The organism is Allofustis seminis DSM 15817 (assembly GCF_000374325.1).
Lineage (GTDB): Bacteria > Bacillota > Bacilli > Lactobacillales > Carnobacteriaceae_A > Allofustis > Allofustis seminis.
In genome coordinates this window covers 71,126-84,825 of the sequence record NZ_KB894079.1, presented here as the reverse complement: position 1 = coordinate 84,825, position 13,700 = coordinate 71,126, and the positions used below count along the sequence as shown (strand labels likewise).

Sequence of the window (13,700 nt, the reverse complement as noted above, 5' to 3'; positions counted from 1 at the left end):
TGAACTTCATGGGCCTTACACTCTAAAGTAGAGAACAATCAGCCATCCATTCAAGTGATTATTTTGTTGACTAATGCAACATCAATCATTATACCTTGTATAAAGAGTATTTGCAACCATTTTACGTGAAGAAGAGTGACAATTTGTTTTTTTAAAATTTCCCTTTATAATAAAATTCAAACTAAATTCGAGGTGATGTCATGTATGCATTCTTATTTTTTGTTGTAAGATGTCTACTATTGCTGCTAAATGGCCCAATTAAAATTGAAGGGCGTGACAATTTACCACAAGATGAAAGCTTTATATTAGTAGCGCCTCATCATTCGTGGATAGACCCTGTCATGTTAGCAGTCGCTGCTTATCCTAGACGTTTTATGTTTATGGCGAAAAAAGAGTTATTTGAATATCCAATCTTAGGGTGGCTTATTCGAAAAGTGAACGCTTTTCCAGTAGATCGCGAAAATCCGCAAGTTTCTTCAATTAAGACCCCCATTAATGCCTTAAAAAAAGATGAATTAAATTTAATTATTTTTCCAACAGGATCACGCCACTCAAGTGAAATTAAAGGGGGCGCAACAGTAATCGCTAGACTATCCAAACGACAAATCGTGCCCGCTATCTATAAAGGTCCCCTAACTTTTTCAAAATTATTAACACGACAACAAACCGTGGTAAAATTCGGCGAACCTTTTTATGTAGAGAAAAAAATTGAAGGCATTGATGATCCAGAAACTTACTACAACGAAAAAATTGACCATGCTTTTAAACAATTAGGTGATAAATAAAAAAGCTGCTCTTTTAGAGCAGCTTTTTTATTGTTATTTACGTTGACTTTTTTTCATTTGATTCATGATTTGTTGGATTTTTCGCTCAGATGGTTTTTGACCCATCGACAGCATCATCGTACGAATCATGTTTTCGTCAATAGGTGGATTTTCTTCAAAATAATTCATCATGTACTTGCGTGACATGAAAAAACCTCCAGCAAAACCGCCAACTAAAGCCAATATAATCAAAAAGATGGCTAAACCTAAGTTCACAAACATTCACTCTCCTCATCGATTTTTCTGATGTTTATCTTACGGGAAAATAAAGAAAAAATAAACTCTTTTCAAATATTTATTACATATTATTCTGAACGCAGCTTATGCATTCAAGTCTAGAAATTGTTGAACAATATTTTCTGCTGTAAATCCGAAATATTCAATCACTTGATCGCCATTACCACTTTCTCCAAATCGATCAATTGCGATAATTCTTCCTTCAGAACCTACATAACGGTCCCATCCAAAACTAGAACCCATTTCAATAGCAACACGCTTTGTAACACCTTGAGGGAGCACTGATTCTTTATATTGTGCGGATTGTTTGTCAAAGCGTTCCATTGCAGGCATTGATACAACTGAAACAGAAAGACCTTTTTCGCCTAATAATTTTTGAGCTTGTACTGCAAGATGTACTTCAGAACCTGTAGCAATCAAAATGCCGTCTGGCGTCTCTTTCTCAGCAGGAGAAACTACATATGCCCCTTTTTCTACTCCGTCAAAAGCTAAAGTATCTGTATGTTCTAAAGTAGGTACATTTTGACGCGTTAATACTAATAAAGTAGGCGTTGATTTTGATTCAATTGCTAACTTCCATGCTGCAGATACTTCATTACTGTCAGCAGGACGAATAACATTCACATTTGGCATTCCACGATAGCTGGATAAATGTTCAACTGGCTCATGCGTTGGACCATCTTCTCCTACAGCAACCGAATCATGAGTCAAAACAAATATAGATGGCAATTTAGATAAGGCTGCTAAACGTATCGCTGGGCGTAAATAATCGCTAAAGACAAAGAAAGTCGCTGCATATGTTATAGTGCCTCCATGCAAAACAATTCCATTCATGGCAGCTGCCATTGCGAATTCACGGACGCCATACCAAATATTGCGCCCATCATAGTGATTAAATTGGAAATCTTCTGCACCATTAATCATCGTTTTGTTAGAGCCAGATAAATCCGCTGAGCCACCCCACAAATTAGGCAATGTGTTCGCGATGGCATTAATTACTTCTCCGCTGACATTGCGCGTCGCTAGATTCTCACCTGCTTTATAAATTGGTAAGTTTTCTTGCCAATTTTTAGGAAGATGTCCTGCAATAGCTTCTTCTAGTTGCTGTCCTAGCTTCGGATATTCATGTTTATAAGCAGCAAAAAGTTCTTCCCATTTTTCATAAGCTTTTTTACCTTTTTCTACAAGTGCATCATGGAATCGATCCGCAACTTCTGTAGGGACTTCAAACGGCTTATAATTCCATTGTAATGCTTTAGCAACAGCATCTACACCTTCAGAACCTAAAGGAGCGCCATGTGCTGCATTTGAACCAGCAACTGGGGAGCCATAACCGATTTGTGTTTTGATTTCGATCAGTGTAGGCTGATCCGTTACTTTTTTACCTGCTTCAATTGCTTCTGAAATTGCTTGGAGATCATTGCCATCTTCAACAAGATGATAATCCCAACCATATGCTTTAAAGCGATCTTTGACGCTTTCTGAAAATGCTAAATTCGTAGGACCATCTAATTGAATATCATTTGAGTCATATAAGACAATCAATTTTCCTAATTTTAAATGACCCGCCAAACTTGCTGCTTCTTGTGTAACACCTTCTTGTAAGCAACCATCCCCTGCTAAACTATATGTATAATGATCAATAATAGGATATGAAGGTTTATTATAGACTGCTGCAAGATGTGCCTCTGCCATCGCCATTCCAACAGCATTCGCAAATCCCTGACCTAATGGACCAGTTGTTGCCTCAACACCATCTGTATGTCCCACTTCTGGATGTCCTGGTGTCTTACTATGTAATTGACGAAAATCTTTCAAATCGTCTATCGAAACCTCAAAACCAGCAAGATGCAACAAACTATAAAGCATCGCTGAGCCATGGCCCGCTGATAAAATAAATCGATCTCGATTAAACCATTTTGATTGTTTTGGATAAATGCATAAATGATCTTTCCATAATGCATAAGCCATTGGGGATGCCCCTAATGGCAAGCCAGGATGCCCAGAATTTGCTTCTTGAATCATTTGAATACTCAGCATACGCATAGTATTTACTGATAATGTGTCAACTTGATCAAACAACTTATTCCTCTCCTTTATTTTCTTCTTTTAATTCTTTTAATTTTGGTGGCGTAACGTCTTGACCCTCTTCATCTACGATTTTTATCGTACTTATTTGAGATTTAAAATTTTTGCGAAAAGCTTCAAGATATTGCTGACGAAGTTCTTGTTGTTCAGCTTTTTCCGCTTCACTCAAACCAATTGTTTTTTCTTTGTGTGCAAGATGATTAATTTTGTTAATTAGCTCTTCCATTCCGTCACCAACTCCTTATATAATCTTATTCATTTTATCATAGAATCCTATAATTTTAAAATTTTTGTAAAATGAAACAATAAATAAAAAGGATCCAGGTGAATCTTCTCACCTAAATCCTTTTAACTTTTTTCAGCATTATTAAAAATCATAATGAATGGTGTCGCGATATTCTTGTATTATTTTTTTGTTTAATATGTCGCCACCATAAATATTTGCACTATAAAAAATTGGAGGTTTTCTTATTCCTTTTTTTGAAAATCGAAATCCGAACAAAAAATATACATATCGAAAAAATTTTTGGATACATAATAAAATATTCTTAGGAGAATAAAGATGTACTAATCAATATTCATGGTATAATATCAACAATTATATTAACAGGGAAAGGAGAGCTAATATGGCCTAAATTACAAACCATTAGATGTTGATTTGATAAGGGATTATTAAAAATAAAGGAGAAAAATATGAAAAAAAATAAAAGTAACAACCATTGCTTTAATACTAGCACTATCACTTACTGCATGTGGTGATAAAAACAATGATAATGATACTACAAAAAATGAAACAAATGTAGAAGAAACCAAAAATAATCCAGGAAAAGTATCCTATGACGCATTGATGGCAATGCAACCTTCCCCAGCAGAAGATTTTAATGTGCAAAAAAATCAAGAAGGTGGACAAACCGTAACAGGCTATGTAGGGAAAGCGGAAATGGTATATGTACCAGATGAAATAGACGGGCTGCCTGTGACGGAAATATCAGAATATACTTTTGCAAATGATCAAACGCCAAAGGCGATCCGTTTAGGAGATAACGTAAAAAGCGTTATGTTTGGGAGTTTTGAAACAAATAAAACACTTGAGATATTTGTAGCTGGTAAAGGGTTGGAAGTGATAGCTGATTCTGCATTTTTACAAGCAGAGGCATTAAAGGATGTAAGACTAAATGAAGGATTAAAAGAAATTGATGATTTCGCTTTCGCAGGTACAGAAAACTTAAAAGAAATAACAATTCCTAATTCAGTTGAGAAAATAGGGACTGCAATTTTTCATTTTGGGAATGAAAGTTTAGTTATAAAAGGAACCGCACAATCTAAAGCAAAAGATATTGCAGAATATGATGAAGTAACATATGAGGAAATTAATTAATAAGATACTAAGATAAAAAACTATATGCAAGATAGTGACAATGTTGAGAAAAAATGCAAAGGGGCAATTGTTGTTAAAGCGGCATTGTCATTGACTATATATAATATTTAAAAATTTATAAATTTGTTCTCTCCTTCTTATTGGGTTCATGTCGGGATATCCTCCTTCAATATCAAAGATACCGCTTACATTCATTATATTTAAATCGATTAGAATAGTAATGACAAATAGTTGCAAGAAGTACAAATACTTCTTGCAACTATTGAATAATAGCGAACAAACGTTTGATTTGTAGTTAAAACTTTGTTATAATACGCTTAATTAAATCTAAAGAGGTGGGACATATGAAACCAAGAGGGCGTGGCAAAAAAGGGGAAACGCGTGACGAAATCTTATTATATATATATGAAACAGTTATGGACCAAGGCTATCCTCCGACTGTTCGCGAAATTGGAGAAGCCATGAATCTCTCATCAACTTCAACTGTACATGGCCATTTAACTTCTTTAGAAGCACTAGGCTTTATCGAAAAAGACCCGACTAAACCACGTGCAATTGGGCTAACAGAAGCTGGACTAGAGAAATTAGGTGTATCTCAAGAATCATTTGAAGGACAAATTCCTATTGTAGGCACAGTAACTGCTGGAACGCCTATTCTAGCGACACAAAATATTGAAGACTTCTTCCCACTTCCAGATACTTTAGCCTATGAAGAGGGTAATTTATTTATGCTGACCATTAGCGGAGATAGCATGATCAATGTGGGGATTTTTGATGGTGATCAAGTGATTGTTCGACAACAAGCAACTGCTCGCAATGGTGAGATTGTTATTGCAATGACTGAAGATGATGAAGCAACATGTAAGAGATTTTATAAAGAAGAGGACTATATCAAATTAATGCCTGAAAATGATTTATATGATCCCATTATTCTTCCAAATGTTACGATTTTAGGAAAAGTTATTTCATTATTCCGCTCACATATCTTTTAATATTTAAAAAGTGTAGAAATCTAAGACTGAGATTTCTACACTTTTCTTTTTAATATTCAAGTAGATGAAAGATTTCATACTCTTTAATTTTTTCGCGACCTTTTAAATCGAGTAATTCAATTAGGAAAGCTGTTCCTACGACTATCCCGCCTAAGCGTTCTACTAATTCAATCGTTGCAGCAATTGTTCCGCCAGTAGCTAGTAAGTCATCGACAATTAGAACACGTTGCCCAGGCTGAATTGCATCTTTATGGATTTGTAAAACATTTGTTCCATACTCTAATGCATAACTTACTTCCTCAGTCTCTCTAGGGAGCTTGCCTTTTTTACGAATCGGTGCAAAACCTACGCCTAATTCAACCGCGACTGGACATCCTACAATAAAGCCGCGCGCCTCGGGTCCAACAATCATCTCCACATTTTTATCTCGCGCATATGCCACGATCTGGTTTGTCGCATATTGATATGCTGCACCATCTGCCATCAATGGCGAAATATCTCGAAAAATGACACCTTTTTCCGGAAAGTCAGGAATTGCAGCAATATACTGACTTAAGTCCATAATTACTCCTCTTTTCTTCATCTATTCTTCTATCCATTTTGAAATGAATCGTTTTAATTCACTAAAAGAGCTATAGATTAATTCTTTTTCCGCCTGCAATTCAGACATAAGTTTCTGATAAGTTGCAGTCGTTTTTAAATCTATTTTTGAAGGATGTTTTACTGAATTTAAAACGCCACCATTTATTGTAACAAATTTAGCGTCCAAAAACATCTTCAAAATATCTTGTGTCCTTTTCAATGGGATTTGGATAAATTGTGCAAGCACTTGACCACCGTCTTGTACTGGAATATTTTGATGCTGTACGATAAATTTATATAACATTGACATCTCTTCGCGAGTAGGTAAGCCTTGAATATAAGTTTGATCTTTTTTATAAAAATAAAGCGTCAATGCTTGTGATTCATTACCTTTTATCGTCTCAACAAAAAGTTCAACGCTTGGCGGACAATCTACAAAAATTAACGGACAATTTTTTATAAAAGTTTTTGCTTGCTCGAGTGTTGTGATATCTGCCACTTCAATTTCTGGAAATTGTTCTGTTATATTTTGGGCTAATTCCTGATTATATACAACATATAAGCATTCTTTATCTTTAAAATCATTCAATTGAAGTTGATTTTTTCTTTCGTCATAGATCCATAAATCTTCAACCGCTAAATCTTCTAATATCATTTGTGGTGATCTTTTGCCTTGCCATTCTTTGATTTCTACATGACCTACTATATCCACTGCTTCTCCATTATAAAGTGCTGGAAGTTCATGTCCAAAATTAAATCCAATCACATCAAGTACTTGTTGTCCATCTGTAGCTAAAAGTTTCAGATGGTTATTATCTGTTCCAATCGTTCGGACACTTTGTATAATTGAATGCTGCAAAATAAAAATTGGAGCTTTATTATCTGTACCAAAGGGTTTTAATTGATTTATTTCTTCCAATGCTTGTATCGAAATATCGGCTATCGTCATAGCTTGATCAATAACTAGGGGAGCTTTACTTAATGAGGCTGTATTTACTTTCTCATTAAAAGCTGCTTGAAATGCCTGCAGATTTTCACATTTTAGACTGAGACCTGCCGCCATCTCATGACCACCATAATGATCTAAATATTGCGAAAGACTATTTAATATCTCAAACATATTAAATCCTAGAACGCTACGAGCAGAGCCTTTTACAAGCTCATTTTTTTGATCAATGGTTAGTACAATCATCGGTTTTTTTGTTTTTTCGACCAAACGACTAGCAACAATCCCTAAAACTCCTTCATGCCATCCTTCTTTAGCAATGACATATTTTCGATCATCTGAAAATTTTATCGCTTCTTTTGTCATATCTTCTACTATCTGCTTGCGTTGTTGGTTGATTGTATCTAATTGTTGGGCTATATCTTTTGCTACAAGCACATCCCATGACTGCAATAAATTAACCGCAATGTCTGCTTCATCTAATCGCCCCGCTGCATTAATTCGGGGCGCGATTTGAAAGCCGATTGACTGTTCATCAATTTCACCTAATCGTAGACCGCAAACATTGCACAACTCTTGGAGCCCTATGCGCTCGGTGTGATTAATCATTTGTAGTCCAAATTGAACTAGAATTCTATTCTCATCTGTCAATGATACTAAGTCCGCTACTGTTCCAATAGCGACTAAATCCAATAGCTCGTAAGGAATTTCTCCTAAGAGTGCTGTCGCGAGTTTGAATGCCACACCTACGCCTGCCAAATCACCAAAAGGATAGCGTCCATCAGGATGACGTGGATGAACGACTGCATAAGCTGCTGGCAAATGTTCGGGAAGTTCATGGTGATCTGTGACAATGACATCCACCCCTTGACTCATTGCCCACTCAATTGCCTCGACTCCCGCAACTCCATTGTCTACTGTAATAATAAGCTGCGTACCCGAGGCAACAATTTCTTGAAAAAGTGTTATATTCGGACCATATCCATCACGCGATCGATGGGGAATAACAAAATTAACATTTGCACCTAGAATATGAAAAGTCTCCAAAAGTGTTGTAACACTCGTCACACCATCTGCATCATAATCACCATAAATTGTGATTTTTTCATTTTCCATTATGGCATGATCAATTCTTTTAACAGCTTTTTCCATATCATGCATTAAAAAAGGATCGTGCAAATCTTCTATTGTGGGATTTAAAAATTCTTCAATCGCCTCTTTCGATTGAAGTCCTCTTTGAATACACAACTTTAGAAACAACGGTGAATAAGCAGTTTCTTCTTGAAGTTTCGATAAAATTTGAGGAGAAGCAGGCTCTTTTAATTTCCAATATGTTTTAATAAAAATCGCCTCCTCTTTTACTAAATGTATTATATATTTTCGTTATTTTTTTCAGCTTGGTTGTTTTTTTGTTCATGCATCATATAAGCAGGAATTGATTGTTTTAGATTATGAATTTCTCGTTCATAAGAAGATATTTTCAACGATAAATTCTCAATTTCTTGATCTTTTTCAGTTAATTTTTTATTCAATTCTTGTGCATGTTTTTGTTTCAAATGATCAATTTCTTGATCTAATTTTTGAATTTTTCGATGCTCTTTATAAATTTTGAATGTTGAAAAAAGGGCCGTCACCAAAACTCCAACTAAAAGAGTACCTAAAATTAAAATAATTAAAGGCAATTCTATAATTTGAAATCCTAAATTAATCGGAACAGGGGCGACATTTAATACTGCCAAAGCTGCAACAAGCAAAGATAAAATTAAAGCGATAACTAATTGCCATTGATTTTTCATATGAATTCTCCTTTAGTTTTGAGTGGTTCTGAAATGAATGAGATAGCTATAAATCCAATCCGTCACATGTGGAAATAATGTCGTAAAATGTGCTAATGTCCCCAAGGAACGCGGAATATTTATTTCACGATAATTTTTCTCAATACTGTCAATAATTTTATGAGCGACTTGTTCTGGTGTCAATGCAAATAAATCCATAGTTTTTAAATAATTTCTTTCTGGATCAAATGCATCAAAAAATTCTGTCTTTACTGGGCCAGTATTGATTGTCGTAACCTGAATATTATAAGGTTTTAGTTCAATTCGAATAGAATTTTGGAAAGAGATCAATGCTGCCTTACTTGCGCCATAAAATGCCATATTAGGGCTAGGTACTTTCCCAGCTAATGAAGCAACTGTTATGATTTTTCCTTTTCTTTGATTTATCATTTGAATGGCTATCTTTTGAGTAAGATACATCGTGCCTAAGGTATTAACTTTCATCATTTTGATACCTTGCACTAAATTCATAGAAGTAAAAGGCGACAGATCCCCAACACCCGCATTATTCACCAAAACATCAATAGCTGGTGTAACATCTAAAGCTCGTTCAATAAAATGATCAATACTATCCGCATCAAGCAAATCTAAATATTCAATAACAACCTGCGAGGCTCCTAACTTTTTGCAACGGCAAGCAATTGTTTCTAATCTATCTATATGGCGCGCACCTAAGATAAGGGCAAATCCTTTTTGTGCGGCTTGATAGGCAACTTGTTCGCCAATTCCTCTTGAAGCACCTGTAATTATTACTGTGGGGATAGCGTGCATAATATACCCTCCTTCTAGTCTTCTGGGGCAGGAATCACAACTTCAGTGAAGTCTTTAACGAGAATAGTATTTTGAAAAACATTTCGTGCTTCTTGTGCCATTTTTGCAATGTCTGCACTTAAATAGCGTGAACTAATGTGTGTTAACAATAATTTCTTTGCACATGCATCTTTTGCAAGTTGGGCAGCTTGTACGTTAGTCGAATGCTTGTAATTTCTCGCTAAATCTGATTCTTCGGCCGAAAAAGTACTTTCATGAACCATAACATCGGCATCTTTAGCCAACTCAACAGTTGCGGGAGTAGGGCGTGTATCCCCTAATATGGCAAGAATGCGTCCTTTTTTATCTTTCCCAATATAATCTTTTCCATTGATTATGCGACCATCTTCAAGTTGCACACTCTCGCCTTTTTTGAGTTTCCCATATAAAGGCCCGAATGGCACACCTAGTGCTTGTAAGCGATCGGCATCCAATGTTCCTTCATGGTCAGCTTCTTCAATTCTAAAACCGTATGAAGGAATACCATGCACTAATTTTTTTATCGAAACTTTAAATTGATGATCTTCAAAGATGATGCCCTCTTTTTCAAATTCCACAAATTTTAAAGGATAAGTTGGATATGCACCCGATAATTTCAAACTTGTTAAGACATATTTTTTAATTCCTTTTGGGCCATATATGGTAAGCAAATCTTCACCAGCTTGGAAGGACCGGCTACTTAAAAGTCCAGGCAAGCCATAAATATGATCGCCATGTAAATGCGTAATAAATATCTTTTCGATTTTACGTGGTTTTAATGTTGTATGTAGAATTTGATGTTGTGTTGCTTCACCGCAATCAAAAAGCCAAACTGTATTTCTTTCATTTAACATTTTTAATGCAATAGAAGACACATTCCGATGTTTCGCTGGTACACCAGAACCCGTTCCTAGAAACAATAGCTCCATCCTATCCCTCCTTTTTATTAGTCAACAAATTCAAAGATGAAATCATCAATACGAACTAAATCGCCATCTTTTGCGCCTCTTTCACGTAATGCATCATCAATTCCCATATGGCGCATTTGTCTTGAAAATCTCATCAATGACTCATCAAAATCTAAGTTTGTCATATGATAAAGTCTTTCAATTTCTTGACCAATTATTACCCATGTGCCATCTGGATCACGTTGAATTTGGAATGGCTCAGGTTCTTGCTCCAATGTATATAAAATAGTATCTTTTCCGATGATCTCTTCTGGAGGTTTTGCTTTTTCTTCTGCTAGCAATTCAGCAGTTTTTAAAATGAGTGGTTGTAAATTTTTGTGAGCAACTGCCGACACTTTATAAATTGGTGGCATTTCATTTAAATGCAATTCAGACAGTTGATTCATAAATAATTCATACATTACTTCAGCATCTGGCATATCCATTTTATTTGCTACAATAATTTGCGGTTTTTCGAGTAATGATTCATCATATTCCTGCAACTCTTTTTGGATGGTCATGTAATCTTCAAAGGCATCGCACCCTTCCAATCCGCTCATATCCAATACATGGAGCAAGACATGTGTGCGTTCAATATGTCTTAAAAATTCTAAACCAAGTCCCACTCCTTCAGCGGCTCCTTCAATAATTCCAGGCATATCTGCCATAACGAAATGCCGTCCATCACCTACATCAACCATTCCTAAATTTGGCACGAGAGTGGTAAAAGGATAGCTGCCAATCTTTGGTTTTGCAGCAGAAAGTACGGATAGCAAGGTTGACTTTCCAACAGATGGAAACCCAATTAAGCCCACATCAGCAATTACTTTTAACTCTAATTCGATTTCAAGTTCCTCTCCTGGCTCCCCATTTTCGGCGATTTGCGGTGCAGGATTTTGCGGTGTTGCAAAACGAATATTCCCTCTTCCACCACGACCACCTTTTGCAATAATTGCTTCTTCTTCATGTACCGTTAAGTCTGCAATGACTTCATTTGTTTCTATATTTCTAACAACAGTCCCTGGAGGAACGGCAATATATAAATCTTCAGCACCTTTTCCATGCTTGCCTTTAGACATACCACTTTCGCCATTATGTGCTTTAAAATGTCTACGGTAGCGAAAATCCATCAGCGTATTCAATCCTTCATCTACTTTAAAAATAACATCTCCGCCACGTCCACCGTCCCCACCAGCAGGACCACCAGCAGGTACATATTTTTCACGACGAAAAGCAACCATCCCATTGCCACCGTTTCCAGCTTTTATATATATTCTTGCGTGATCGACAAACAAAAAAACTCCCCCTGTCTAAAAAGCTCAAATGAGAGATGTCGTGTTGCAACCATTCATTTGAGCCACAAGTTATTCATTTAAGTAACGAGTGGCAATTTTTTCCGTTGCCACATCTAATAATTCATCAAGAAAATGTCGTGCTTCTTCTTTTTCTTCAAAAGAATAGTCATCATCGGATCGTATAGTTATTTTTTTAGCGCCACTTCGTTCTTGCAAAAGATTTCCTAGCATTGTGTCGAACTCATCCACAATATATTGTTTTTTAGGCGTTTGACGAATTGCTAAAAGTTGATCCAATTGATAATTTTTCAAATGATTTACCATTTCACTTAACACAACAATAATGTCTGCTTCTGATAAATAATAAGCAGAGTCATCAACGTCCACTGCTCTAACATTTGTCTCAAGCGGGTCAAGTTGCTCCAATAGCTTTTCGCTATATATATCTGTAGGTGCCAATGTTATTGAAGCATTTGTGTAATTTTTGAGTAGGGTTTTTACTTCAAGTAATTGATTCCAATCGCCAATCACAACAAATGTTAAATCTCTAAAACTATTAATGCACTCTTTCAAAGTAACAAAAATTCGCGGAATTATATCATGAATAAGTGGCTGTAACTCCTTTTTGAACCGACTCGTTGAAGCAAATTCCAATGCACTTTCAAAAAGTTCCTTTAACATCTGATGTTGCGTTGAAAATTGATGCAACTCAAATAGACGACGGAGTGAATAATAAAGTAAAAATTCATTCGTCGTATAATCTAAAAACCCTCCCATTAATTCAAATAAGTGTCGAACGACATCTTCGTTGAATTTACTCGATGTTTCTAAAATGATTTCATCAAGAGGCTTAGAAGTATATTCAGCCAAATATCTCAAAAATTCACCATGACTGAATGAATTCTCATCAACATATAAATAATATTCCAACCGTTGGCATTCGGAAAAAATAAAAACTTCCTTAACCCCATCAAATGTTAAAATCATCTGCATTTGTTCATTTCGTGCATCAGAATTCAACCGATAACGCTCAAAATCTTCTTTTGATACAGTTTCTTCTGTAATCCCATACATTAATAGTTTCAATTTTCTTCAATCCCTGTAAATTCAAATATTTTATCCCACACTTCATCAAAACCTTCACCTGTTTCAGATGAAAAAATAACAAGTTCATCTTCTTCATGTTCCTGTAACGATAATTCCTTTAAGATGAGCGCAGTTTGCTTATTCCATTGATTTCTTTTAACTTTATCTGCCTTTGTAGCAACGACTGTGACTGGCAATTCAACGTGTTTTAAAAAATTGTACATTTGAAGATCTAAAGCGCTCGGTTTATGACGAAAATCTATAATTAAAATGGCAAGATGGAGCTGTTCGCGTGTATAAAAATACTCTTCCATCATCTTAGCCCACTTATTTTGTTCGGCTTTAGATACTTTGGCATAACCATATCCTGGAACATCAACAAAAATTAATTCTTCATCTAAATTATAAAAGTTAAGTGTTCGTGTCCGACCAGGTTTACTGGAAGTTCTTGCTAATTTTTTTCTTCCAATTATGCGGTTGATAAGAGAGGATTTTCCAACATTTGATCGCCCTGCTAAGGCAATCTCTGGGAGATCTGTATTGGGATAATCGGCTGCACTAACAGCACTTATCATAATTTCAGCTTGACGTATGGCCTGTCTTTTCATAAAATCCTCCTTCAACACTTGCTTATACCTAGTCATTATAACATATAACAACACTTTTGATAAAGTAATCCCAACTTATGAAAATAAAAGAAA

General features: G+C 35.7%; 14 protein-coding genes. 3 read left to right on the top strand and 11 right to left on the bottom strand.

Annotated elements, in window-relative coordinates; all coding sequences use genetic code 11:
- The first annotated feature begins 200 nt into the window (after positions 1-200).
- Positions 201-785 carry a lysophospholipid acyltransferase family protein gene (locus tag C231_RS07480; protein WP_018658677.1) on the top strand — a complete coding sequence of 195 codons (585 nt, stop codon included), beginning with the start codon at positions 201-203 and terminating at the stop codon, positions 783-785.
- Positions 786-818: 33 nt separating this feature from the next.
- On the opposite strand, the gene C231_RS0100405 is transcribed toward C231_RS07480, so the two are convergent.
- The 3 genes from C231_RS0100405 to C231_RS0100395 form a co-directional block, all read right to left on the bottom strand.
- On the bottom strand, positions 819-1,040 hold the full coding sequence (locus C231_RS0100405; protein ID WP_026314262.1) for a YneF family protein: 222 nt from the start codon (positions 1,038-1,040) through the stop codon (positions 819-821).
- Positions 1,041-1,145: 105 nt separating this feature from the next.
- Entirely contained in the window at positions 1,146-3,143 is a 1,998-nt protein-coding gene (gene tkt / locus C231_RS0100400) for a transketolase (protein ID WP_018658675.1), read from the bottom strand.
- A gap of 1 nt (position 3,144) precedes the next feature.
- Positions 3,145-3,375, bottom strand: coding sequence for a DUF896 domain-containing protein (locus C231_RS0100395; RefSeq protein ID WP_018658674.1), 231 nt, complete (start codon positions 3,373-3,375; stop codon positions 3,145-3,147).
- Between the two features lie 621 nt (positions 3,376-3,996).
- Between C231_RS0100395 and C231_RS07475 the strand changes: the two genes are divergently transcribed.
- Complete coding sequence (locus C231_RS07475) at positions 3,997-4,527, top strand: leucine-rich repeat domain-containing protein (RefSeq protein WP_018658673.1); 531 nt, start codon at positions 3,997-3,999, stop codon at positions 4,525-4,527.
- 344 nt (positions 4,528-4,871) lie between these two features.
- Positions 4,872-5,519, top strand: coding sequence for a transcriptional repressor LexA (gene lexA, locus C231_RS0100385; protein ID WP_018658672.1), 648 nt, complete (start codon positions 4,872-4,874; stop codon positions 5,517-5,519).
- Between the two features lie 49 nt (positions 5,520-5,568).
- Here the strand turns inward: lexA and C231_RS0100380 are convergent, their stop codons facing one another.
- The 8 genes from C231_RS0100380 to yihA all read right to left on the bottom strand — a co-directional run bounded on the left by C231_RS0100380 (position 5,569) and on the right by yihA (position 13,607).
- Complete coding sequence (locus C231_RS0100380) at positions 5,569-6,081, bottom strand: adenine phosphoribosyltransferase (protein ID WP_018658671.1); 513 nt, start codon at positions 6,079-6,081, stop codon at positions 5,569-5,571.
- A gap of 21 nt (positions 6,082-6,102) precedes the next feature.
- On the bottom strand, positions 6,103-8,295 hold the full coding sequence (gene recJ, locus C231_RS0100375; protein WP_018658670.1) for a single-stranded-DNA-specific exonuclease RecJ: 2,193 nt from the start codon (positions 8,293-8,295) through the stop codon (positions 6,103-6,105).
- Positions 8,296-8,417: 122 nt separating this feature from the next.
- Complete coding sequence (locus C231_RS08140; RefSeq protein ID WP_018658669.1) at positions 8,418-8,843, bottom strand: LapA family protein; 426 nt, start codon at positions 8,841-8,843, stop codon at positions 8,418-8,420.
- Between the two features lie 12 nt (positions 8,844-8,855).
- Entirely contained in the window at positions 8,856-9,653 is a 798-nt protein-coding gene (locus C231_RS07465) for an SDR family NAD(P)-dependent oxidoreductase (RefSeq protein WP_018658668.1), read from the bottom strand.
- A gap of 14 nt (positions 9,654-9,667) precedes the next feature.
- A complete protein-coding gene (gene rnz, locus C231_RS0100360) occupies positions 9,668-10,600 on the bottom strand; it encodes a ribonuclease Z (protein WP_018658667.1) in 933 nt (310 codons plus the stop codon).
- Positions 10,601-10,617: 17 nt separating this feature from the next.
- On the bottom strand, positions 10,618-11,859 hold the full coding sequence (obgE, locus tag C231_RS0100355) for a GTPase ObgE (RefSeq protein ID WP_425386739.1): 1,242 nt from the start codon (positions 11,857-11,859) through the stop codon (positions 10,618-10,620).
- A 123-nt stretch (positions 11,860-11,982) separates the two neighbouring features.
- On the bottom strand, positions 11,983-12,999 hold the full coding sequence (locus tag C231_RS0100350) for a hypothetical protein (RefSeq protein WP_018658665.1): 1,017 nt from the start codon (positions 12,997-12,999) through the stop codon (positions 11,983-11,985).
- The gene (gene yihA / locus C231_RS0100345; RefSeq protein ID WP_018658664.1) at positions 12,996-13,607 is read right to left on the bottom strand and encodes a ribosome biogenesis GTP-binding protein YihA/YsxC; all 612 of its coding nucleotides are present in this window, start codon (positions 13,605-13,607) and stop codon (positions 12,996-12,998) included. Before yihA ends, C231_RS0100350 begins: the two co-directional genes overlap by 4 nt.
- Positions 13,608-13,700: the final 93 nt, after the last annotated feature.